A 21,960-nucleotide genomic window follows, 5' to 3' on the forward strand; every position below is an offset into this window, starting at 1 on the left:
GGCGCATCAAAGCACGCCCAGCGTGGACTTCGGCTCAAGGAACGCTTCGATCCCGAAGGTGCCGTACTCGCGCCCGATGCCCGATTGCTTGAATCCGCCGAACGGCGCAGCCGGCTCGTGCGCGAGCGTGTTGACGAGCACGCGGCCTGCCTCGATCTGCGCGGCCACGCGGCGTGCGCGCTCGATATCGGGCGAGAGCACGTAGGCCTGCAGGCCATAGGGCGTATCGTTGGCGATCTCGATGGCGTGTTCGGTGTCGCGATACGCGATGATCGAAAGCACCGGCCCGAAAATCTCCTCGCGCGCGATTGCCATGTCGTTGGTCACGCCGCTGAACACGGTGGGACGCACGAACCAGCCCGACTCGATGCCCTCGGGCCGCTGCGGGCCGCCTGCAATCACGCGTGCGCCTTCGTCGATGCCGATGCGGATATACCGCTGCACGCGCTCCCATTGCTTCTGGCTCACCATCGGGCCGACGCTCGTGCGCGTGTCGCGCGGATCGCCCGCCTGGATCTGCGCCACGGCTTTCAAAACGCTCGCTTCGAATTCGACCAGGCGCGACTGCGGCACGAGAATGCGCGTGCCTGCAATGCACGCCTGCCCGCTGTTCATGAATCCGGCCTGCAGCGCGAGCGGCACGGCTTCGTCGAAGTCCGCGTCGTCGAGCACGATGACCGGCGACTTGCCGCCCAGTTCGAGCGTCACGCGCTTGAGCGTTTCGGCCGCGGTGCGCAGGATCGTCTTGCCGACCGCGGTCGAGCCCGTGAACGAAATCTTGGCAACGTCGGGATGCTCGGCGATACGCGCGCCCACGGTGTCGCCGCGTCCCGTGACGATGTTGAAGAGGCCCGCGGGCAGGCCCGCCGAATGCAGCGCCTCGGTCACGATGCGCGTCTGGATCGCGCTCATCTCGCTCGGCTTGATGACGGCCGTGCAGCCCGCGGCGAGCGCGGCCGCGAGCTTGCCGCAGATGAAGCCCGCGTCGCTGTTCCAGGGCGTGATGAGACCCGCCACGCCCAGCGGTTGCATGGTGACTTCCGCCGTGCCCGCCCGGCGCGTGAACGCATAGTTTTCCAGCGTCGTCGCTGCGTCGCGCAGTACGTTGGAGGCGTGCTGCGCCATCCAGCGGCCGCGCGAGACCGGCGCTCCGTACTCTTCCACGATCGCTTCGAAGAGCGCGTCCTCGCTCGCGACCACTGCCTTATGCAGCGCCATGAGCATGTCGATGCGCCGCGCTTTCGTGGTGCGCGAGTGCGCTGGGAACGCGCGCTTTGCGGCGGCGATGGCCGCGTTCGCGTCCACCGCGTCGGCCAGACGCACGCGGCCGATCACGGCCTCGGTCGCCGGGTTGAAGAGGTCGAAGTCCTCCTTGCCGTGCGGCGTGACGAACGCGCCGTCGATATAGATCTTGTCGATGATCTGCATGGCTGCTCCAGAAAAATTGAACCGATGAGGCAAGATAAACCCGGGCCATTGCGTTGACTAGCCGTACAATGGCGCATGACCTGTTGAGTGATTTCGGACAATGAAAACATCGGGCCTGGTGGAACTCGAAGCCGTACTGGCCGTGGCGCGCCATCGCAGCTTTCGCGCGGCGGCAGATGAGCTGAGCGTGTCGACCTCGGCGCTCAGCCACGCGGTGGCGGCGCTCGAAGGGCGCATCGGCGTGCGGCTCTTCAATCGCACCACGCGCAGCGTGGCGTTGACCGAAGCCGGCGCGCAGTTCGTGGGCAGCGTTTCGCCCGCGTTGTCCACGATCCGCGAGGCGCTCGATCAGGCGGGCAGCTTTCGCGACACGCCTTCGGGCACGTTGCGTATCAATACTTCGGCGGGCGCGGCGAAGCAGGTCATGCCCGTTTTGATGGCCTTCCTGAAGCGCTATCCCGAGATGAAACTCGATCTCGTCACGGAAGGGCGGCTCATCGACATCGTGGTCGAAGGCTACGACGCGGGCATTCGTCTCGCCGAAATCGTGCCGCAGGACATGATTGCCGTGCCTTTCGGCGACCGTCAGCGTTTCGCAGTGGTTGGCAGTCCAGAATACTTTGCGAAGCACAAGCCGCCGCGCACGCCCGCCGATCTCAAGCTGCACCGCTGCATACGCAGCCGCATGCCGAGCGGGCAAATCTACCAGTGGGAGTTCGAGCGGCGCGGGCAGGCCGTGCGCGTCGACGTGGAGGGCGCGTTGACGCTCGACGAGCCCGGTCTCATGCTCGCGGCCGCGCGCGACGGGCTCGGCCTCACGTATCTGACCGAATGGAACGTGAACGCGGACCTGGAGGCGGGCACGCTCGTGCGTGTGCTGGAGGACTGGACGCCGCCGCTCGACGGCCTCTGCCTCTATTACCCTGGGCGGCGGCACGCGCCGGCGGGTTTGCGCGCGCTGATCGAGACGATTCGCGAACATGCCGATGCTGTGCGCGAGGGCGTGGCGGTGAAGCACGCGAAGTGGCGCCAACGCACAAGCACCTCAAAGCGATGATGCAGGACAGCGCCATTCCCGTCGATCCAAAGAGTGACACCTGTGACGCTTCAGTCAGCATGAGGCGGGATGTCCGGCGCCTTAACCGCCTCATACTTGCGCCTCGTCTCCTTTCGCGTAGACCGGGCCAACCATGCGCATTCGGGACACCAGCTGTGCCGCACAGAATTGAACGACGATTCCCACTCATGCTCCACTTCACAGCGCCACCGTAGATGGGTGCGGTGGTCCACATACCGTTCCGACAAGCATTCGCCACCCCGAGTGGCAGCCAGTGCGCGCATCTGCTCGATGGTTAGCCGCCGCCTGTCGTGCGCGCACCGTGGACACCAGTGACCCTGACGCACTGCGCCAGGCGCCGTTTTCCAGCGATGGCCCGCCTTGCACTCGAACAGCAGCGGCGTGGTCCCGTTCAGATATTCTGTGGACAGGCAGCGGCCACCTAACTTCTCCGCAGCACGCTGCACTTCCGCCAAAGGCACGCGCAGGCGTGCCTTCGCGCAGATGCCGCACCACGTTCCGCTTCTCACACTGGAGGGCGCGGCCTTCCACTGGTGCCCCTCCTTGCATTGCCACAGCAGATGCGTATCGACGTTCACGTATTCCGTGGAAAGGCAGCGCCCCCCGTGCACTGTGGCAAGCTGCTGAAATTCGGTAAGCGTGCTGCGCTGGCGGTTCTGCGCGCAGACGCTGCACCACGCCCCAGCTTTTATGGTCGCTGGACTGGAAAACCAGCGATGGCCCGCTGCGCACTCCCATTCCAAATGCGTGTTCGTATTCACGTATAGCGCGGAAAGACACCGTCCCCCACGCTCAGCGGCAATCTGCTGAAGGTCGTCAATCGAGCCGCGCCTACGATCCTGGGAGCAGGCGATGCACCACGCCCCTTGCTCGATTTTGAGTGGCCTCGCGAACCACCGATGCCCGTGAGCGCACTCCCATTCGAGCGGTGTGCCCGTACCCAGGTATTGCGCAGATAGGCACCGGCCTCCCTGCGCTTCCGCTAGCGCCTGCATGTCGTCAATCGTAAAGCGTAGGCGCCGGGGTTTCTTCTTCGAACAGATGCCGCACCAGGAGGAATGGGTTATGACGTTGTCAGGCGTCGCCCGCCAGCGGTGACCCTTTGCGCATTCCCATTCAAGGTGCGTCTTGCCGTTTAGGTAGTGGTCAGACAGGCAGCGTCCGCCACGCGTCGCGGCCAGGGCATGCATACCTTCGATGGTGCGCTGTACGCGGGAATGTTTTGCAGAAAGGTTCATGGGCCACTATCTCGAACTCGGCTACGGTGTGAAGCAGGACAACGAAAAGGCGCTGCGGTACTTCCGGTAGGCGGCGGACCTCGGCAGTCCAACAGACCTCGCCAGTTCGCACTACGGTACCCAGCGGCACGCGCTCGGCCTTCGCGCGTTAGGCAGGCGCGAGCGGCAGGCCCGTTGCAGGGTCGAGATTCTTTTCCTTCGCGAGGCGTGCAACCAGCCCCTCGTCGGGCTTCTGCGGGGGCTTTGCAGCGTCCTGCTCCTTCTGCCACTGGAACGTGCCGTCCCACTCCGGCAGTTTCGCGGGCGGTAGCGGCACGATCTGGTCGATGTCTGGCACCTGAGGGTTCAGGCCGTCGTGGCTGTCGATAAACCTGCCGATTCGCTTGTAGCGGCGAGAGCGTTCAGGATCATGAGGTAGCGCTAGATAATAAAGCTGATTCGACGAAGGCGGCCCGTTAAATCCTTCTTCGAGTGCCAGCGATGAGAGCGTGTTACCTGCGGCTACGCCCTTCTGGAATGCTATGACCGCCTCCGAATAAAGCTTGTCAGCCATCAAATCGACACCCAACGTACTCGCAGCCTCGCCAAAGCCTTGATCGGTCGCACACTGTCGCATCTGCTTCGCAATTTCGGGGGCCCTATCTAGTGGCGCAAGCCTTTCCGCAACGTAATATTGAGCATTGGGGTTACCAAGATCAGCGGCCTCGCGGAAATATCGCAGCGCCTTCTCGTCGTCCTGCTTTACGCCATAGCCGAGTTCGAGATAGTGCCCCATGTCGAAGTAGCCGCCGGGAATGCCTGCTGCAATCAGCTGTTCCGCGAGGTCAAGCGTTTCGTTAGGCGCATCGGGTGACGGCGCGAATCCCGTCGAGACAAGTTGCTGAAGGTTGTTGTTCGCCTTGTAATGCCCGTGCGCCGCTGCGATCCGGTAATAGCGCGCCACGCCAGCATAGTCCTTGGGTCCGTCCTTTTTCTCCAGATAGCGGCCGTATTTGAAAAGCTGGTCGGCATCGGAATTGGGTGGAGGCAGATGATTGGCCTCGTGGACGCAGGTAAAGGCGAGATTGGCGCGCACAGCGCTCCAGTCGGCCTCGGAGGGCACTGAGTTCTGCTTGTTCGAACAGGCACTCGCGAGCAACGCAAGTAACATGATGAGTGTGGTCCGGGTCATGGTTCAGTCGTCCGCGCTACGTCCGCTCGTCGTAGGACACCAGGCTCCAGTTCGCATCGGTCCGGTACTGGCGCATGCCAAGCAGCGTGTCGAGCAACGCAACGGGGCGGCGATTGTCCATGACGAGTTGCGGCATCGTCTCGCCTTTCCTGAAATGCCGTGTCGCCTCATAGCTGACCGAAGCCCAATGATGGTCGCACCACACGCCATCTATGGGGCAGACCTCGCCAGTTCGCACTACGGTACCCAGCGGCACGCGCCGGGCCTTCGCGCTTTTGGCAGGCCCGAGCGGCAGGCCCGTGGCAGGGTCGAGATTCTTTTCCTTCGCGAGGCGAGAGACCAGCTCCTCGTCGGGCTTCTTCGGGGGCTTTGCAGCGTCCTGCTCCTTCTGCCACTGGAACGTGCCGTCCCACTCCGGCAGCTTCGCGGGTGGCAGCGGCACGATCTGGTCGATGTCCGGCACCTTGGGATTCAGGCCGTCGTTGTTGTCGATAAAATCCCCGATGAGCTTGTAGCGGCGAGAGCGTTCGGGGTCAACTGGTAACGCCATGTAGTTAAGTAAATCGGACGGTTGCGTATTGAATCCGTCTTCCAGAAAGGAAATCGATTCCGCATCACCCGATTCTGCACCCTTCTGGAAAGCTTGTACGGCTTCTGAATAAAGCTTGTCAGTTTTCAGATCAATCCCGAGATATTTCGCTGCTTTGCCGTATCCTTGGTCGGTCGCGCACTCCATCATCTGGCGGGAAATGGCGGGAGCACGATCCCGCGGTGAAAGCAGATCACCCACGTAGTACTGCGCCTCAGGACTGCCAAGGTCCGCCGCCTTGCGGAAGTACCGCAGCGCCTTTTCGTTGTCCTGCTTTACACCGTAGCCAAGTTCGAGATAGTGGCCCATGTCGTAATAGCCGCCAGGAACCCCAGCCTCAATCAACAGTTCCGCGAGGTCGAGAGTTTCGTTCGGTGCATCGGGCGACGGTGCAAGTCCCGTCGAGACCAGCTGCTGAAGATTATTGTTGGCCTTGTAGTGCCCGTGCGCCGCCGCGATCCGGTAATAGCGCGCCATGGCAGCATAGTCTTTGGGTCCGTCCTTCTTCTCCAGGTAACGACCATATTTGAAAAGCTGGACGGCATCGGAATTGAGTAGCGGCAGATGATCGGCCTCGTGGACGCAGATAAAGGCGAGATTTGCGCGCACCGCGCTCCAGTCAGATTGGGAAGGCACGGCATTCTCCTTGTTCGAACAGGCGCTCGCGATCACTGCGAGCCCCGCGATGAATGTAGTCCGCTTCATCGGGTTAGTCGTCCGTGCTACGTTTGGCTGACGTGTACGAAAAGCCGATAAGTGACGCGATAGGTTCCAGTCCACCTTTCTGATTTCTGGCGTTCTGGTCGATAATTTTTGACCACGCGATAAACGCGTCCTTTGGCGTATCCGACGCGCCTTTCTCGAATCCCTTCGTATGCAGCCCCCACAACCGCCTGCGCAACGGCTGCGTGACAGCCATATTTTCGTGGCAGATATTCAGTTCACTATCCACTGCCATGCTACGCAGGTTGATGTTCGCGGAACCCAAGGTCATGAACACGTCATCCACAATCATCAGCTTGGCGTGCACATACACATAGTCCCACTTGTCAGGCGGTGAATCTGGCGCGACCAGCGTACATACCTGAACCTTCAGCCCGGGAATCTCCACTGGCAGGATCGCCGTTTTCTTCTCGTCGCGATTGTCCATGACCTGTTGCTGAAGCGAGGCCACGTTCGCCTGCGCCTCCTGTTGATTCTGCAAGGCACGAACCTTCGCATCCACGCCGACCGCGTTGCTCGCCTGGAGGTTGGCCGCCGTCTGGTCACGCTGTGCAGCCGAAAGTTGGGCCTGCAAAGCATCGCCCTGCTCAAGGCGAGCGATCGCCGGGATGCTGTCGGCCTTGCCGAGCGCACTGAGCATGTGATACGTATTGACAGTGCCTGGCCCGATGCCCTCGTCATTCGAGTTCGTCACAATGAACAGGTAGATTGAGCCGTGTTTTGCCGGATCGCGCCCAGCGCCGACCTGGGCAGCAGCGGCCTGCTTGATTTTCTCGGCCAGTTCGGGCCAGCGGAAATACTGGTTCTCGATGTAGATGAACTTCGTGGCGTTATTCACCGCCTGGAGGTACATGCTGGCAATATCGCGCTTGCCGTGCTGCGATTGCGTGCGAAGAACCTGCGCCATTACGGGCGTGTCAAAGTCTCGGCGCAAGGTTAGTTGGCACTCGATCGCGGCGCGTTGCTGCGTGAGATTCTGGCCCGTTGCCTCATCCCACGCCTGGCAGAAATTCTCGTTGAGATACGCGAGCACCGGGCCGCTTACCCGGCTCGACATGTCCTGGCGAGGATGCAGTCCGTTGCGGCCCATTTGCGGGTGCATGCGAACATGGCTGTGATCGTCACGATCCCAGTACGTATCGAGCATGTTGTGGCCCATCACGAATCCAACCGCTTGCTCGGGAATTTCGTAGTCGACCAGCACCATCTTTTGGTGATGGGTGGGAAAAACCTTCATGGCGGCCCTGCCAACGCTTCCCACGGCCTTGCCCTGACGAACCGCCTCGTTGTGGAGCTTCACCCGATGGTCGATTTCATTTCGGTCGTCCATGCTGAAATCGCGCGTGGCGAACTCGACGTTCCTGAACGCGTCCTCTCGGCTGCCATAAGCTATCAAGGCGTCCTGCACGGAGAGTGATCTTGCTTTGGAAACGTTGTTCAAATTCGCCCGCCGGTACCACTCAATATCAAACTCTCTTTCCCAGCCTGCCTGGTAATCCGGGCTCAGGAAATTCGAGACGCCAGGCAACGAATAAGCCCATCTGGTCCATCGCGAATCCAGTGCTGCCTTCGCTTGGGTGGCCAGATTATTGCCTGGCGCCTCGTTCTCGCTAAGTTCGGCGAGGTGCAGATCATCCTGCCAACAGAGCAGACGAACCTTGATTGCGCTGGCGCCAAGTTGTGCAAGCAGTTGCCCGATTGGAACCGAGGCGCTGCCGCTTCCACGCTTAAAGTACATCGACGGCTGGAAACCCCAGCAGATGATATCGACCGAACGCTTCGCATTCAGCATGGCATCGTAGATCGTCCCAAACGCCTCTTCGCCATTGACCAGCGGCTTGAACGTCGCAAGAGCCGGGTTGTATTCCGTCTTTTGCACGAACCAGGGAAGCGTGATTGTTGCGCTTCGTGTGCAGGACAGTGCAATGGGTACGGTAATCGGGGTTTGCTGGGTCATGGTCAGGCGTCCTTTTCCGGATCAAGTAATTCGTTGTAGCCGGTGCGATGTTTAGCCCGATCAACTGTGCGGGAAGCAACGGTGGGTCGCCCTTCGTGAAAGTGCAAGCCACCGTTGGCAAGTGCACCGTTCTCCGCATTCTCTTTGTAGTCCTCTGTAACTGGAATGGTGTAACTAGTTCCATTGGCGAGCTTGAGTGTGTATTTCAGCGTCGTGGGATGATGTTCGACTTGGATTAGGCCGGTTTCGTCCATCACGCCTTGCTTGACCAGCGTGCCGCCCACGAACAGGCTGTAGGGCATGTTTGCGGGAATCACGGCGCGCGAGGCAGGCGAGGCGCCCGCGTAGAACGTGAGCGGCGTGGTCGGCAACGCGGAGAGCGCGGGGTGAGTCAGGTCCAGCGGCTGGTTCAGCGATGCCTTGCCAGGCTTCTGGATCGTGATGACCTTCAGGAAAAGGTCACCGGGGCCGCCCAGCGTGATGCTGCCGTCCTTCATCTGGATAAACGCGCCGCCCGATGCGAGTGTCATTTCCTCATTCGCGACGATACGCACCGTGCCGTTGACGCTTGATATCGACATATCCTGGTCGGAGGTCATCGACATGGCATCGGTTTGGGCCTGAATCTCGACGGGGCCTTTGGCCGCGAATATCTTCAGCCCGAATTTCTGCGCGAACAGCGAAATCCTCTCGCCTGCCGCGAACGTGAAGCGTTTCAGCACGCTCCAGTCTGCATTTTTTCCTGCTACGGTGTTGATGTTCTCCTGCGCGGCGAACTGCATGGCCTGGCCCGTAACAAGCGCCGCCGACGCGGGTGTGCTCATGAGCAACCCCGGCTTCCTCAGCCCGTCCAGATCGTCCTTCATCTGCTGCTGCGCGTCGGTGTCGGCGGGTTCGGCGTTCGCGCTGCTGGCGGATGCAGCGAGCGCTTTTGCGGTCGCCAGCGCGCTTTCAAGCTGCGCGATGGTCTCCTGCATGTCCAGTTGCTTGCCGGCGGCACCGGGCCGGTCGTAGGTCGTGAGCATCAGCCCGTTGCCCGCGCGATTGACCCCGTAACCCGATGTCCTCGTCTCGAAGCCTTCGCCCCGGTATTCGAGATTGTTGTTAACCAGGTAGCCGAGATTCAGTTGCGACTTGCCTGAATGTTCCGTGCTAAGTTTGACGCCTTCCTGGCCCGCCCAGTCCTCCATGCGCAGCTTGTTGTTGCTCTGCGTGCGGATCGTGTTACGGGAGAGCCAGCGCCGGTCGCTCGTGATGAGGTCCCGCGCCTGCGAATGGTGGTGAAACCCAACGATTTCGGGTTTATCCGGGTCCCCGTCTCGAAATGAAATGACGGCCTCATCGTTGTCCAGTGTAACGAAATGCATGCCGGTCTGAAGCTTGCCCGCGAAGGGTTTGGCGAGGCGCAGCGGTACACTCTCGCCACCCTTGGGCCAGTTACCGAAGTCGGCATCGAGTCGCACCACGTAGTAGCCTGCAGCCGTCAGGTATCCATAGGTGTATTTGTCCGGACTGCAGATTCGTGCTGATAGTGAACCGGGTATTTTTGCCCATGTGTCGGGCTTCAGTTCCAGGCGGAAACGCCGGTCGGCAGGAATCGCCCTGAAGGTGTTCGAATACTGCGTATCGCGTGCGCCGCTATGCGTGACCTCGATAATGACAATGCCCTTCGGGGCATCGGGCAGCACGATATCGGTTTCAAGTACGCTCGCGCATTGCAAGGCGAACACGTTGCTGTCGCCTTCGTACACGATCTGACGGGCGATGGCGGCCTCGTGCCGCAGTTGCGCTTCCCACCTGGCCCCGGCCGCGTCGAGGTGGTTCGTGCCGTAGATATACGGCTGACCGTAGGTGGTCGGATCACCGGGGGAGACATTGGCTTGCTCGCGGAGACGCTCCCAGGCAGCTTCAGGGTTGTAATCCGCAACCACGAACGACTGTGGCACGGTGTGGATGTGCGTTTTGAGTGACGTGACCGCTTCCACGCCGCCCGCTTCGAGTCCTGCCGCCTCGCGGTAAGGCACAATCAGCCGGGGATCATAGAGATAGTGATCAATGTCATCGGCGAAGACCACTTGATCGCCGTATTCCGTTTCCAGAATGTAGGAGTAGATCCCCGCCTTCTGACAGAGCATCTGGACATAGGCGAGATCGGTCATGCCGTACTGGAAGCGCCACGCATGAACCGGAAACTGGCGTCGCAGGCGGAATGCGATCAGGTGATCTGGGATGCCGTGGCGGCGCAGTATGGCCGCAATAATCTGCGGCGTCGTGAGGTGCTGGTAGGGCTGAGTGTTCGTGACGGCGGCAAGCCGTCCGAAGTGTGACTTCAGAACGATTTCATACGCGACAAAATGCTGCGTTGTCTGCACCGTCGAGAAGCGCTCGATGTAGCCCGAGAACTTTCGCACGATCCCGTCATCGGCCTCGATGGTGAAGGTCGCGTCGAGGTTGAGATAGTCGGTGCGCGGCAATTGCTGCGGATGAGTCAGCCTGATCCGGACGATGTTGGGTTCGCCCATCTTCTCGGTGGCCGTGAACGACACGACCGAAAGCTGTCTCGCGCTTTCTGTGCCTGGCACCGCCAGGTGGCTCGCTTGGCGTCCCGTGATACCCCGGTTAAACGGATCGAATTCCGCCATGTCTTTTCCTTTTATCAGACTAGCGGATCGTGATGCAGGCGTCCGCCCGGTTTCCACTTCCAGAGGACGTGAAAATAAGGCAGATTCGTCGCGGGAAACCATCTCGAAATTAATACTCTTGACGCGCGGCAAGGCCGCTAAGTCAGTACGCGAGTGGCTTGATTTTGCTGTCCCGTGTTATGTCCATCGATCCTGGCGATACCTCTATCGCATTAATCAGGATTGCGACGTATTTCAAGAAGCTATCGGCTACTGTGGCGAAGCGTGAGACTGTTGACAGCTAGGCAGTAACATGATGTCCGGCCGCCGCCGAACGGCGCACGGCGACTCTCGTACGTAGCACTGGTCGCGGCGGCTCGTGCTTGCGGTCACTCGGGACGCTTTGGCAAGGGCGGCACGCGCTTGTTTGTCTTAACCGGCCATGCGTTTCTGTTGCATTTCCCCGACAAAGATCCGGCCCTTCTTCTTAAATAATAATAATTCGCATTATCATCTCAGCTCTTTCGCTGATCGGGGCCGGATGGCAGCGTGGCCCCGCAGTGCTGGTTGAACGCAAAGAAGAAGGGAAAGCATGGTTCCGGGGAAGCGCGCGTCGCACACGCGCATGTCGCACACGTGCACGCATCAATGGCGCAGGATCTGCGCACACGCGATCATCCACTCCACGCTGGCGGCGAGCATCGCCGGCATCGCACACACCGCGCAGGCAGCCGACGCCGACGCTCCGGCCGACGACGCCACCCAGCTCGCGCCCGTCAAGATCACGAGCAGCAAGACCCAGGGCTACGCGCCGCAAACTGTCGAGACGGGACAATACCGCGGCATGGACGCGCTCGACGTGCCGGCCACGGTGAACGTCGTCACGCGCTCGGTGATGGACGCCCAGGGCGACACCGGCCTCTACGACGCGCTGCGCAACGTCGCGGGCGTGACGCGCCAGCAGCTCAACGGGCTCGCGTACGACAACCTTTCGGTGCGCGGCATCCCGCTCGACAACCGCTCGAGCTTCTATCTCGACGGCCTGCTTCCCATCGACAACAACATCTGGATGCCGATGGAGAACAAGGAGCGCGTGGAAGTGCTCAAGGGCGCGTCCGCGCTCTACTACGGCTTCGGCGCGCCGGCGGGCATCGTCAACATGATGATGAAGCGCGCGGGCAGCGAGCCCGTCACGAGCATTTCGGTGCTCGGCGACTCGAACGGTTCGATCGGCGCGGCCGCCGACATTGCGCGCCGCTTCGGCCCAAGCGACCAGTTCGGAATACGCGTGAACGCGATGGACGAGCACGTCGAAACGCCCATCGACGGCGACCGCGGCTACCGCAAGTTCGTGAGCGCCGCGCTCGACTGGCGCGTGAACGACAAGCTCAAGCTGCAATACGATCTCGAACACATCGAAACAAGCGTGGTCGAGCAGGCCGGCATCGCGCCGCTTGCCGCCGTGAACGGCAAGATCACGCTGCCCGCGATGCCCGACCCCTCGAAGCTGCTCGTGCCGAACGACCGGCCGACCACGGCGAGCGCGACGTCGCAACTCGTGCGCGCCGACTATGCGTTCAACGACCACTGGAGCGCGATGCTCTCGCTTGGCCAGTCGATCACGCGGCGCGACCGCTGGGCCTGGGTGTTTCAGAAGTACAACGTCGCCACTGGCGCGGGCACGCTGCAAGGCAGCCAGCAGTATGGGCAGATGTACGAGAACAAGAACGTGCGCCTCGAAGTGAACGGCGACTTCAAAACCGGACCGTTCACGCACACGGTCACGACAGGTGTCGTGCAGAACTGGCTGTTTCAGCCGGACTTCACGACGTACACGTATACGGCGGCGCAAAACCTCTACGATCCCATCGACATCACGACGCTCAAGCAAAGCGGCAGCGCACGGCAGTTCTACGCGCAGCACGTGCGCAACAGCGGCATCTACTTGTTCGACCAGATCGACATCACGCCGCGTTTGCAGGTCGTCGCTGGCGTGCGCCGCTCGGAGTACATGACCTCGCAGGCCGGTACGCCGAACTCCGACATCAACCACACGTCGCCCTCGGGCAGCATCACGTATCGCATCACGCCGCAAACGAGCGTCTACGCGAGCTATGTCGAGGCGCTCGAATCGGCGGGCAGCGCGCCGGCCACGGCCGTCAACGCAAACCAGATCCTGCCCGCGGCGGTGAGCCGGCAGCAGGAAGTGGGCGTACGCACGCGCCTCGCCGGCAACACGCTCGTATCGCTTGCGCTCTTCAATCTCAAGCAGGCCAGCGCCGAAACGAACGCCGACAACGTCTACGTGATGGACGGCAACGCGCGTTATCGCGGCGTGGAGTTTTCGGTGCAGGGCGATGTGACGAAGGACGTTTCGCTCACGGCGTCGGCCGTGTATCTCGACGCGAAGCAGATCGATTCTTCCGACCCGACGCTCGTTGGCAAGACGCCGGAGAATACGCCGCACGTCACGGCGAGCCTGTTCGCCGAATATCGCGTGCCGGTGCTTGCAGGTCTCTCGGTGAATGGCGGCATCTATTACGTGGGGCCGCGCCAGGTGAACAACGCGAATCAGGCGCAGATTGGCGGCTATACGCTCTTGACCGCTGGCGTGCGTTACGCCACGCGCGTGTACGGCAAACGCGTTTCGGTGCAGGCGAATCTGGAGAATGCGGCGAACCGGCGCTACTGGAGTGCTGCGGGGTCGAATCAGTTGGGCGTAGGACTTGGACGCACGCTGGAATTGACTTCAACGCTGGAGTTTTAAGCGCTGGCGCGACGCTTTGAAAAAACTTCGCGCAGGGTCTTCAAAAATGCGCGACGAGTCGATACAATGGCGACCCTTCGAGCCCAAGAGGCGAGAGGGAACGGGACCTGGAAGGATCAAGCGAGTCCCGGGTCGTACTGGAATGCCGACGTGGTGAAATTGGTAGACACGCTATCTTGAGGGGGTAGTGGCGAAAGCTGTGCGAGTTCGAGTCTCGCCGTCGGCACCAAGAATTGTATTCGCGCGATTACGCTGCGAACAGAGCGAGAGAGCCGGCTTATTAGCCGGCTTTTTGCTTTTGTGCCTTAATAGTCAGGACTCCAACTCAAAACGACTTAGGCGCCGCGCCGACGCCACGCGCCGGGCGACATGCCGACCAGTTTGAGGAACACGCGGCTCAAATGGCTCTGATCGGCGAAACCGCAGATCGTGGCGATTTCCGAGAGCGTCATCCGGGTTCGCTCGACAAGTTGCCGCGCCTGCTCCGTGCGCTGTTCGAGCAGCCACTGGTGAGGTGTGCGCCCGGTCGACTTTGCGAATGCGCGAATGAAGTATCCGCGCGAGAGATTGCATTCGCGCGCGATGTCCGCAATGGATGCATTCGCATGCGATTTGTCGAGCAGGAGTTCCTTGGCGCGGGCCTCGTCCGCAGCCGATAGCGCACCCTTTGCGCGCTCGCGGCCCGTTGAAAAATCGCCGTATTGCTTCGCGAGATGCGTCCCCATGGCAAGGCCGATCTGCTCGACGAACAAGCGGTTGAGCGGACCGCCAACTTCAAGATTGCCCGCGAGTGCGCGCGAGAGATGTCCGAGCACGGGGTCTTTCTGGTCCGGCGCGCAGGTTAAGCCGCCAAGAGTCGGGACGTGCTGTTCGTCTCCGAGCCGGGTGAGAAATGCGCGGGACAATTCGACAAGAATGAAATCGAAATTGCCGTACATATCGGCCTGATAGTCTTCCGAAAAATCGCGGATATATATCGAATCGGTTTCAAAGCGTCTGTCGAGCGCGCGCGCACCCGTGAAAATTCGCCTGCGGTGCGCGTTGCCGAGCGATACGCCCACCAGAAAGCCTCGATCGCATGCGGGCATTGCCACGCGCTCCAGTTGCGGCTCGACCATGCATTTCCGATAGAACGCAATATCGCCGCTATCGACGTGGATGTCTTTGCGCAGTTTGGTGGAAATGCACCCCAGATTGTCTTTTGGCGCGCTCGATTGGCGAAACGGGGAGTCGGGCGGAATCATGAACGGCAACCTCATACCGGGCGGGGCAGACCCGGCGAAATAGTCGGGGTGGAGGCAATACTGACACGATCGAATCGAGGTGACTTTTATACCATTGGCGCTGACGAACGGCAACGCACGACGCTCGGCGCCATTTGCGGCAGGCAAGCATAAGCGGCTTTCGAAATCCGGATTATTTCAGGCATAGGCAATTAAAAAAATATTCACGCCTGCGCCGTTATTAGAGCTGTCGCTCGCGGTAACGAAATTTCGGCGAATTATTGTTCAAGACGTATGTATTACCGCTCATTACACTTTGTCGACGTAACCGGGAGATGACGATGATTCAGATCGGCGCGTTGCAGGTCAGCTTCGAGCAGCGCGAGATTCGGCGTAATGGCCTTCCCGTGCGGATTGGGGCGCGGGCATTCGACGTACTCGAAGCGCTCTATCGCGCGAATGGGGGCTTGCTCTCGAAAGATGCCATCATGGACGCGGTCTGGTCCGGCACCGTCGTAGAAGAGAATTGTCTTCAGGTTCACGTGGCCGCCCTGCGCAAGGTGCTCGGCGCCGATCGCGATCTCATCAAGACCGTGCCTGGCCGGGGCTATGTGCTCGTTGGCCAGCAAGTTGGCCAACGCCCGGAGCCCGGCGACACGGCTGGCGCGGGTGCACTCCCGCGCGAAGGCGCCGCACCGGCGGCATTGCGGGCCGCGCATCCCGTCGGGCGTGAAAGCGAAATCACGCGCATTGTCGAGCAGTTCGACCAGGTTCCCGTGACCACCGTGGTTGGCGCGGGCGGTATCGGCAAGACCTGTCTGGCGCGCTACATCGCGAGCGAAATGCAAGGGCGCTTCGGCCGTACGGTGTGTTTCGTCGAACTGGGCAAGGCCGGCTCGAGCGAAGCCGTGCTCGCCACGGTTGCCGATGCCCTGGGCCAGCGCGCCGGTCCTGGCGAGTCTTACGAGGACGCCATCTCCCGCGCGGTTGCCGCTTCCGGTTGCCTGCTCGTGCTCGACAACGCCGAACACGTGATCGATGTCGTGGCGAGCCTGGCCGATACGCTGGTCTCGCGCAATCACGCCGTGCGCCTGCTCGTGACGAGCCGCGAGCCGCTGCATATCTGGGGTGAATCCGTGCTGCGCCTCGAGCCGCTCGCCGTTCCCGCGAGCGGTGTGCCAGCCGAAGCCATGCCCGGCTACTCGGCCGTTGCGCTTTTCCTGTGCCGCGCCCGCGCACTCGCGCCCGACTGCGCGCGAGACGAGGCGAGCATTGCGCGCGTCGCCGAAATCTGCCGGCGGCTCGAAGGCCTCCCGCTCGCCATCGAACTGGCTGCCGCGCGCGTGGCGACGCTCGGCGTGGAAGGCGTCGCTTCGCGCCTCGACGACCGGCTCAATCTGCTCACGGGGGGATTGCGCGCCACCCTCCCGCGCCATCAGACCCTGCGCGCAACGTTCGAATGGAGCTACACGCTGCTCGATGCCGCCTCGCGCACGCTGTTCCGGCGCGTCGGGTGCTTCGCGGGCACCTTCACCTTCGAGGCCGTTTGCGCGGTGGCGGCCGAGCCCGGCATGTCGATTGCCGTGATCGTTTCGAGCCTCTCCGAGCTTGCGACCAAGTCGATGCTGAACGTCGAGTTTCGCGGCGCGATTGCGATGTACCGGCTCACGGAATGTACGCGTGCGTATGCACTCGAAAAACTGCGCGACGAAGGCGAATCGCAGGTCATCGCCACGCGCCACGTGCGCTATATGCGCGAGCGCATTGAGGAGAGCGGCGCATTCGTGGCGCAAGCGGGGCAAAACAGCCAGGACGCAAGCGCGCGGCTTTCGCTCGATGACGCACGCAGCGCCTACGAGTGGGCGTTCTCCGACGACGGCGACCCCGCGCTGGGCGTGGCGCTCGCAGGCGCGCTCGTCGGCACGCTGCTCGCGGCGTCGCACGTGCGCGAGTGTTGCGAGCGCGCGCGCCGGGCGCTGGCGGTGCTCGACAGTCTGCCCGCGGGGTCGGTGGACGCCGTTTGCGAAATGAAGTTGTGCGCGGCCTACGCATTCACGCTCATGCATACGGGCGACAACGTGGGTACGGCCGTGTCGCTATGGGAGCGCGTGCAACGGCGTGCGCGCGAGACAGGCGATGCGGAGTTCGCGTCCGACGCGCTCTGGGGCCTGTGGAACACCATGCTGGCGATGGGCGACATCCATACCTCGCTGCGCTACGCCACGCGCTTTCAGCAGGCCGCTACGTCCAGCGACTCGCCGTGGCGGCAATGGCTCGCGGAGCAGATGATCGCCATTTCGCTGCATTGTTTCGGCGAGCACGAGCAGGCCCGCGAGCGTCTTGAACGCATGGTGAATGCCATTAGCGGACTGAGCGCCCGCACGCCGGTACGCGGCTGGTTGACGGTTGCGCCGCTGACCTATGCGAGAGGCACGCTTGCGCGCATTGCGCTGTTGCAGGGCGATCCGGCGCGGGCGATGCAGCTCGTCGAACGCACGCTGGAGCTGATTCGCGGCGATTTGCTCGAACCGTCGCTCAGCCATGTGCTCGCCGTCGTGGCCGTGCCCATCGCGCTCGATTGCGGTGAGCAGCACGCGGCTTCGAACTATCTGGCCTTGCTGCGTTCGCAGGCCGCGAGTCATCGTCTGGAGATCTGGCTGGATTACGCCGAGTGTTTGAGCGCGAAGGCCGACATGATGGCCGGGCGCAGCGATGGCGTGCTCGAACGCCTGGAACCCGCGCTCGAGCGGCTCGCTGCGCGAGGTTTCCGGCGCGTGGTCGCGCCGTTCGTCGTGTTGCGCGCGCAGGCGCTCGCGCAAACTGGCCGTCTCGATGAGGCGCGCACGCTGCTGGACGAGACCACGGCATCCGCCCGCGCGAACGGCGAACGATTCTTTCTGCCGGAACTGCTGCGGGCGCGCGGCGTGCTGGAGTGGCAGCGTGCAAAGCTGAAGGGCATGCCCGCAGAAGAGGCCGCGCAGCGCCGGTCGGAAGGGCAACGGCTCCTGGAGGCGGCCATGGAGCAGGCGAGGGCCGATGGCGCGCCGCTCTGGGAAATGCGCGCGGCGATCGATCTGGCTGCGCAGCTCAGCGAGGCGGGTGACGTCGAACGCGCCGTGGCTCTGGTCAACGACATGAGCGCGCGCGTGGACGCTTCTTCGAAGGCGCCCGATTTTCTGCGCCTCGCGAAGCTGGCCGAAATGCTCGACGCAAAGCTCGACGAAGAGCGCGCTTCGTCCCACGCGCGCGCGCCTGCGCCACAACCTGCCACTACCTGAAGCGCTCTGCTTCAGAAACTTTCAGCTCACGCCAAGGACTTCAGAACGCTCCGTCTCTAAGCTGCCGTTGGGCATGCGGCGAAGGTCAACGACTTCTCGCAGATCGCCGCATCGCTATCCAATACAACGCGCAGTGACATCGCCCAGCGCATGCGGGAGCGATGCAACGACGGAGAATCAGCATGAGCACGCAGGAACTCAATTCGCCCATCCCCTCGGCGTCGCGCCGCAGGCTGCTTTCGGCTAGCGCGGGTATGGCAGGCGCCGTGGCCGCCATGTCGAGCTTTTCGGCGAACGCGGCCGCAACGGTAGGTGCAGCGCCGCACGCGCATGGCACGGGCCACCATCACGGCGGCAACTACGTGAGCGCGAAGGACGGCACGCAGATCTACTTCAAGGACTGGGGCACGGGCACCCCGGTTGTGTTCTCGCACGGCTGGCCGCTGTGCGCCGACGCGTGGGACGCGCAGATGCTCTTCCTCGTGAACCAGGGCTACCGCGTGATCGCGCACGATCGCCGTGGCCATGGCCGCTCGGGCCAGCCGTCCGAGGGCAACGATATGGACACCTACGCAGACGATCTGGCCGCGGTGCTCGACGCGCTCGACGTGAAGGGCGCGATGCTCGTGGGCCATTCCACGGGCGGCGGCGAGGTGGCGCACTACATTGGCCGCCACGGCGAGAAGCGCGTGGCGAAGGCCGTGCTGATCGGCGCCGTGCCGCCGCAAATGGTCAAGTCGGCGACCAATCCGGACGGCTTGCCGATGTCGGTGTTCGACGGCATTCGCGCAGGTGTGGCCGCGAACCGCTCGCAGTTCTATCTCGACCTCGCCACGCCGTTCTACGGTTTCAACCGTCCCAACGCGAAGGTCTCGCAAGGCCTCGTGCAGGACTTCTGGCGTCAGGGCATGGCGGGCTCGATCAAGGGCCAGTATGAGTGCATCAAGCAGTTCTCCGAAGTCGATTACACCGAAGACCTCAAGAAGATCAGCGTGCCCACGCTGATCCTGCACGGCGACGACGACCAGATCGTGCCGATCGACGATTCGGCGAAGCGCTCCGCGAAGATCGTCAAGAACGCGACGCTCAAGGTGTACGCGGGCGCGCCGCACGGCATGTGCAGCACGCACGTCGATCAGGTCAACGCCGACCTGCTCGCCTTCCTCAAGTCCTGAAACGACGCAACGCGGTCCGTGTGACGCGCGCGTGACCGTGCACGTCATTTCAGAACGCTTCAGGTTTTCACCCGGATATTCCATCAAGGAGCTTTTCATGGCTAAAGAACTGCTGACCCCCGACACCTGCGCGCTCGCGCTGATCGACCACCAGCCGCAGATGTTTTTCGGCACCCACTCGCACGAACGCACCTCGGTGCTGCACAACGTCCAGATCCTTGCGAAGGCGGCGAAGCTCTTCAAGGTGCCGACCGTCCTCACGACGATCGCCTCGGAAACGTTCAGCGGCCACCTGCTGCCCGAAGTGCAGGCGGTGTTTCCGCAAATCAAGCCGATCGACCGCACTTCGATGAACTCGTGGGAAGACGCGGGCTTTCGCGAGGCGATCAAGGCCACGGGCCGCAAGAAGATCGTGATCGCGGGCCTGTGGACCGAAGTCTGCGTCGCGTTCCCGACCGTGCAGATGCTCAACGAAGGCTTCGAGATCTACGTGCCGACCGACGCATGCGGCGACGTGACCGAAGAAGCGCACGAGCGCGCCGTGCAGCGCGTGATCCAGGCGGGCGCGGTGCCGATGACCTCGCTGCAGTTCATGTGCGAACTGCAGCGCGACTGGGCGCGCGGCGAGACCTACGAAGGCTGCATGGACATCTTCAAGGCGCATAGCGCGTACGGCATTGGCGTGCGCTACGCCAAGCAGATTCTCGGCGAGCACGCGAGCGAAGCCGCCTGAGTTTCAGTCAGTCACGCGTGCGAAGCGAACCTGCCTTCGCACGCGAACCATGCAAACCGAATCGAGCACACAGGAGGGCGTCGATGAGCGCACCCGATCAACCTGCCCGCATCGCCGACCTGGTGATCTACAACGGCAAAATCGCCACCCAGGACGAGCGCCGTTCGTTCGTCACGGCATTGGCCGTGGCGGACGGCAAGGTCGTCGCGAGCGGCAACGAGCGCGACGTCATGCAATGGGCGCGCGACGACGCTCGCCGCATCGACCTGAACGGGCGCACCGTGATTCCGGGGCTGAACGACTCGCACCTGCACGTGATTCGCGGCGGCCTGAACTTCAACATGGAGCTGCGCTGGGACGGCGTGCCCTCGCTGCGTGACGCGCTCGAGATGCTGCGCGCCCAGGTCGCGCGCACGCCCGCGCCGCAGTGGGTGCGTGTGGTGGGCGGCTGGAACGAATTCCAGTTCGCGGAGAAGCGCGGCCCGACGCTCGAAGAAGTCAACGCCATCGCGCCTGACACGCCGGTTTTCATCCTGCACCTCTACGACAGCGCGCTGCTCAACGCAGCGGCCTTGCGCGCGGCGGGCTACGACCGCGATACGCCGAACCCGCCGGGCGGCGAGATCCAGCGCGACCGGCGCGGCAATCCCACCGGCATGCTCATCGCGCGCCCGAATGCGGGGCTGCTGTACGCCACGCTCGCGAAGGGCCCAAAGCTTGCCTTCGACGATCAGATGAACTCGTCGCGCCAGTTCATGCGCGAACTGAACCGCCTTGCGGTGACGAGCGCCATCGACGCGGGCGGCGGCTATCAGGCGTATCCCGACGACTATGCCGTGGTCATGGAACTCGCCAAGCGCGACCAGCTGACCATGCGCATCGCGTACAACCTCTTCACGCAGAATGCGAAGCGCGAAATCGAGGACTTCGCGAAGTGGGTGAAGGCCACGCGCCCCGGCGACGGCGACGATTTCCTCAAGGTCAACGGCGCGGGCGAGATGCTGGTGTTCTCGGCGGCGGACTTCGAAGACTTTCTCGAGCCGCGCCCCGACCTGCCGGGCGAGATGGAAAAGGAACTCGAAGATGTCGTGCGCCTGCTCGTGCAGAATCGTTGGCCGTTCCGCCTTCATGCGACCTACGACGAATCCATCGACCGCTTCCTGAACGTATTCGAGCGCGTAAACGCCGATACGCCGTTCAACGGCCTGCGCTGGTTCTTCGACCACTGCGAGACGATCTCGGATCGCAACATCGAGCGTATTGCGGCGCTCGGCGGCGGCATTGCCGTTCAGCACCGCATGGCTTACCAGGGCGAGTATTTCATTGCGCGCTACGGTGCGCAGGCCGCTGCGCAAACGCCGCCCGTGCGCAAGATGCTCGAGGCTGGGCTGCCCGTGGGCGCGGGTACGGACGCCACGCGCGTGGCGAGCTACAACCCGTTCGTCTCGCTCTACTGGCTCGTTTCCGGGCGCACGGTGGGCGGCACGCCCATGTACGCGCAGCGCGACCGCCTGGAGCGCATGGAAGCGCTGCGCCGCTACACGGTGGGCAGCGCGTGGTTCTCGAACGACGAGACAAAAAAGGGCGCGCTCGTGCCGGGTCAATTCGCAGATTTCGCGGTGCTGAGCGACGACTTCTTCACGATCGAGGAAGAGGAAATCAAGCATCTGACTTCGGTGCTCACCGTGGTGAACGGGCGTGTGGTCTATGCCGACGCCGAATTCGATGCGCTCAGCCCGCCCACGCTGCCCGTGAGCCCGGCGTGGTCGCCCGTTGCGGAGTTCGGCGGCTATGCGCGCTACCGTCCCGTCACGGCGAACGATGCGCTGGCGCAGTCGTGCAGCAATGCGTGTGTGAACCTCTGCGGCGTGCACAAGCATGCACACGGCTGGGCGTGGCGCAGCAACGTGCCCGCGGGCGACGCCAATGCGTTCTGGGGCGCGCTTGGCTGTAGCTGTTTCGCGTTCTGAGCAGGGAGC

Annotated in this window: 11 protein-coding genes, 1 tRNA gene and 1 pseudogene; 7 read left to right on the plus strand and 6 right to left on the minus strand. The window is 62.6% G+C overall.

Going from position 1 to position 21,960, the window contains the following annotated elements:
* Positions 1 to 6 precede the first annotated feature (6 nt).
* The gene (locus tag VSR72_RS00140) at positions 7 to 1,428 is read right to left on the minus strand and encodes an aldehyde dehydrogenase family protein (protein ID WP_342950389.1); all 1,422 of its coding nucleotides are present in this window, start codon (positions 1,426 to 1,428) and stop codon (positions 7 to 9) included.
* Positions 1,429 to 1,528: 100 nt separating this feature from the next.
* On the opposite strand from VSR72_RS00140, the gene VSR72_RS00145 reads away from it, so the two are divergent.
* Entirely contained in the window at positions 1,529 to 2,485 is a 957-nt protein-coding gene (locus VSR72_RS00145; protein ID WP_342950390.1) for a LysR family transcriptional regulator, read from the plus strand.
* 1,410 nt (positions 2,486 to 3,895) lie between these two features.
* Here the strand turns inward: VSR72_RS00145 and VSR72_RS00150 are convergent.
* The 4 genes and pseudogenes from VSR72_RS00150 to vgrG all read right to left on the minus strand — a co-directional run.
* Positions 3,896 to 4,915, minus strand: a pseudogene (locus tag VSR72_RS00150) (sel1 repeat family protein); the annotation flags it as partial.
* A gap of 16 nt (positions 4,916 to 4,931) precedes the next feature.
* Positions 4,932 to 6,209, minus strand: coding sequence for a sel1 repeat family protein (locus VSR72_RS00155; RefSeq protein WP_342950391.1), 1,278 nt, complete (start codon positions 6,207 to 6,209; stop codon positions 4,932 to 4,934).
* A gap of 4 nt (positions 6,210 to 6,213) precedes the next feature.
* Positions 6,214 to 8,184 (minus strand): phospholipase D-like domain-containing protein, encoded by a 1,971-nt coding sequence (locus VSR72_RS00160; RefSeq protein WP_342950392.1) that lies wholly within the window; start codon positions 8,182 to 8,184, stop codon positions 6,214 to 6,216.
* Positions 8,185 to 8,186: 2 nt separating this feature from the next.
* Positions 8,187 to 10,826: a type VI secretion system tip protein VgrG gene (gene vgrG, locus VSR72_RS00165; RefSeq protein WP_342950393.1), complete on the minus strand. Its 2,640-nt coding sequence runs from the start codon at positions 10,824 to 10,826 to the stop codon at positions 8,187 to 8,189.
* 604 nt (positions 10,827 to 11,430) lie between these two features.
* Between vgrG and VSR72_RS00170 the strand changes: the two genes are divergently transcribed.
* Both VSR72_RS00170 and VSR72_RS00175 read left to right on the plus strand, forming a co-directional pair.
* Positions 11,431 to 13,572 carry a TonB-dependent siderophore receptor gene (locus VSR72_RS00170; RefSeq protein ID WP_342950394.1) on the plus strand — a complete coding sequence of 714 codons (2,142 nt, stop codon included), beginning with the start codon at positions 11,431 to 11,433 and terminating at the stop codon, positions 13,570 to 13,572.
* Between the two features lie 144 nt (positions 13,573 to 13,716).
* Positions 13,717 to 13,801: transfer RNA gene (locus VSR72_RS00175), tRNA-Leu, on the plus strand.
* A gap of 106 nt (positions 13,802 to 13,907) precedes the next feature.
* Here the strand turns inward: VSR72_RS00175 and VSR72_RS00180 are convergent.
* On the minus strand, positions 13,908 to 14,816 hold the full coding sequence (locus VSR72_RS00180) for an AraC family transcriptional regulator (protein WP_342950395.1): 909 nt from the start codon (positions 14,814 to 14,816) through the stop codon (positions 13,908 to 13,910).
* A gap of 320 nt (positions 14,817 to 15,136) precedes the next feature.
* On the opposite strand from VSR72_RS00180, the gene VSR72_RS00185 reads away from it, so the two are divergent.
* From VSR72_RS00185 to VSR72_RS00200, 4 genes are all read left to right on the plus strand, one after another.
* Positions 15,137 to 18,073 (plus strand): winged helix-turn-helix domain-containing protein, encoded by a 2,937-nt coding sequence (locus VSR72_RS00185; RefSeq protein ID WP_342950396.1) that lies wholly within the window; start codon positions 15,137 to 15,139, stop codon positions 18,071 to 18,073.
* Between the two features lie 182 nt (positions 18,074 to 18,255).
* Positions 18,256 to 19,248: an alpha/beta hydrolase gene (locus tag VSR72_RS00190; RefSeq protein ID WP_342950397.1), complete on the plus strand. Its 993-nt coding sequence runs from the start codon at positions 18,256 to 18,258 to the stop codon at positions 19,246 to 19,248.
* 97 nt (positions 19,249 to 19,345) lie between these two features.
* Positions 19,346 to 19,981 carry a hydrolase gene (locus tag VSR72_RS00195; RefSeq protein ID WP_342950398.1) on the plus strand — a complete coding sequence of 212 codons (636 nt, stop codon included), beginning with the start codon at positions 19,346 to 19,348 and terminating at the stop codon, positions 19,979 to 19,981.
* A gap of 83 nt (positions 19,982 to 20,064) precedes the next feature.
* Entirely contained in the window at positions 20,065 to 21,951 is a 1,887-nt protein-coding gene (locus tag VSR72_RS00200) for an amidohydrolase (protein ID WP_342950399.1), read from the plus strand.
* Positions 21,952 to 21,960: the final 9 nt, after the last annotated feature.

The sequence above is a fragment of the Paraburkholderia sp. JHI869 genome (assembly GCF_038900775.1).
In the GTDB taxonomy this organism is placed as follows: domain Bacteria; phylum Pseudomonadota; class Gammaproteobacteria; order Burkholderiales; family Burkholderiaceae; genus Paraburkholderia.

Excerpts from the sequence above, each read along its gene's own strand:
- VSR72_RS00140 (WP_342950389.1), bottom strand. The coding sequence starts at position 1,428 with ATGCAGATCATCGACAAGATCTATATCGACGGCGCGTTCGTCACGCCG.
- VSR72_RS00145 (WP_342950390.1), top strand. The coding sequence starts at position 1,529 with ATGAAAACATCGGGCCTGGTGGAACTCGAAGCCGTACTGGCCGTGGCG.
- VSR72_RS00155 (WP_342950391.1), bottom strand. The coding sequence starts at position 6,209 with ATGAAGCGGACTACATTCATCGCGGGGCTCGCAGTGATCGCGAGCGCC.
- VSR72_RS00160 (WP_342950392.1), bottom strand. The coding sequence starts at position 8,184 with ATGACCCAGCAAACCCCGATTACCGTACCCATTGCACTGTCCTGCACA.
- vgrG (WP_342950393.1), bottom strand. The coding sequence starts at position 10,826 with ATGGCGGAATTCGATCCGTTTAACCGGGGTATCACGGGACGCCAAGCG.
- VSR72_RS00170 (WP_342950394.1), top strand. The coding sequence starts at position 11,431 with ATGTCGCACACGTGCACGCATCAATGGCGCAGGATCTGCGCACACGCG.
- VSR72_RS00180 (WP_342950395.1), bottom strand. The coding sequence starts at position 14,816 with ATGATTCCGCCCGACTCCCCGTTTCGCCAATCGAGCGCGCCAAAAGAC.
- VSR72_RS00185 (WP_342950396.1), top strand. The coding sequence starts at position 15,137 with ATGATTCAGATCGGCGCGTTGCAGGTCAGCTTCGAGCAGCGCGAGATT.
- VSR72_RS00190 (WP_342950397.1), top strand. The coding sequence starts at position 18,256 with ATGAGCACGCAGGAACTCAATTCGCCCATCCCCTCGGCGTCGCGCCGC.
- VSR72_RS00195 (WP_342950398.1), top strand. The coding sequence starts at position 19,346 with ATGGCTAAAGAACTGCTGACCCCCGACACCTGCGCGCTCGCGCTGATC.
- VSR72_RS00200 (WP_342950399.1), top strand. The coding sequence starts at position 20,065 with ATGAGCGCACCCGATCAACCTGCCCGCATCGCCGACCTGGTGATCTAC.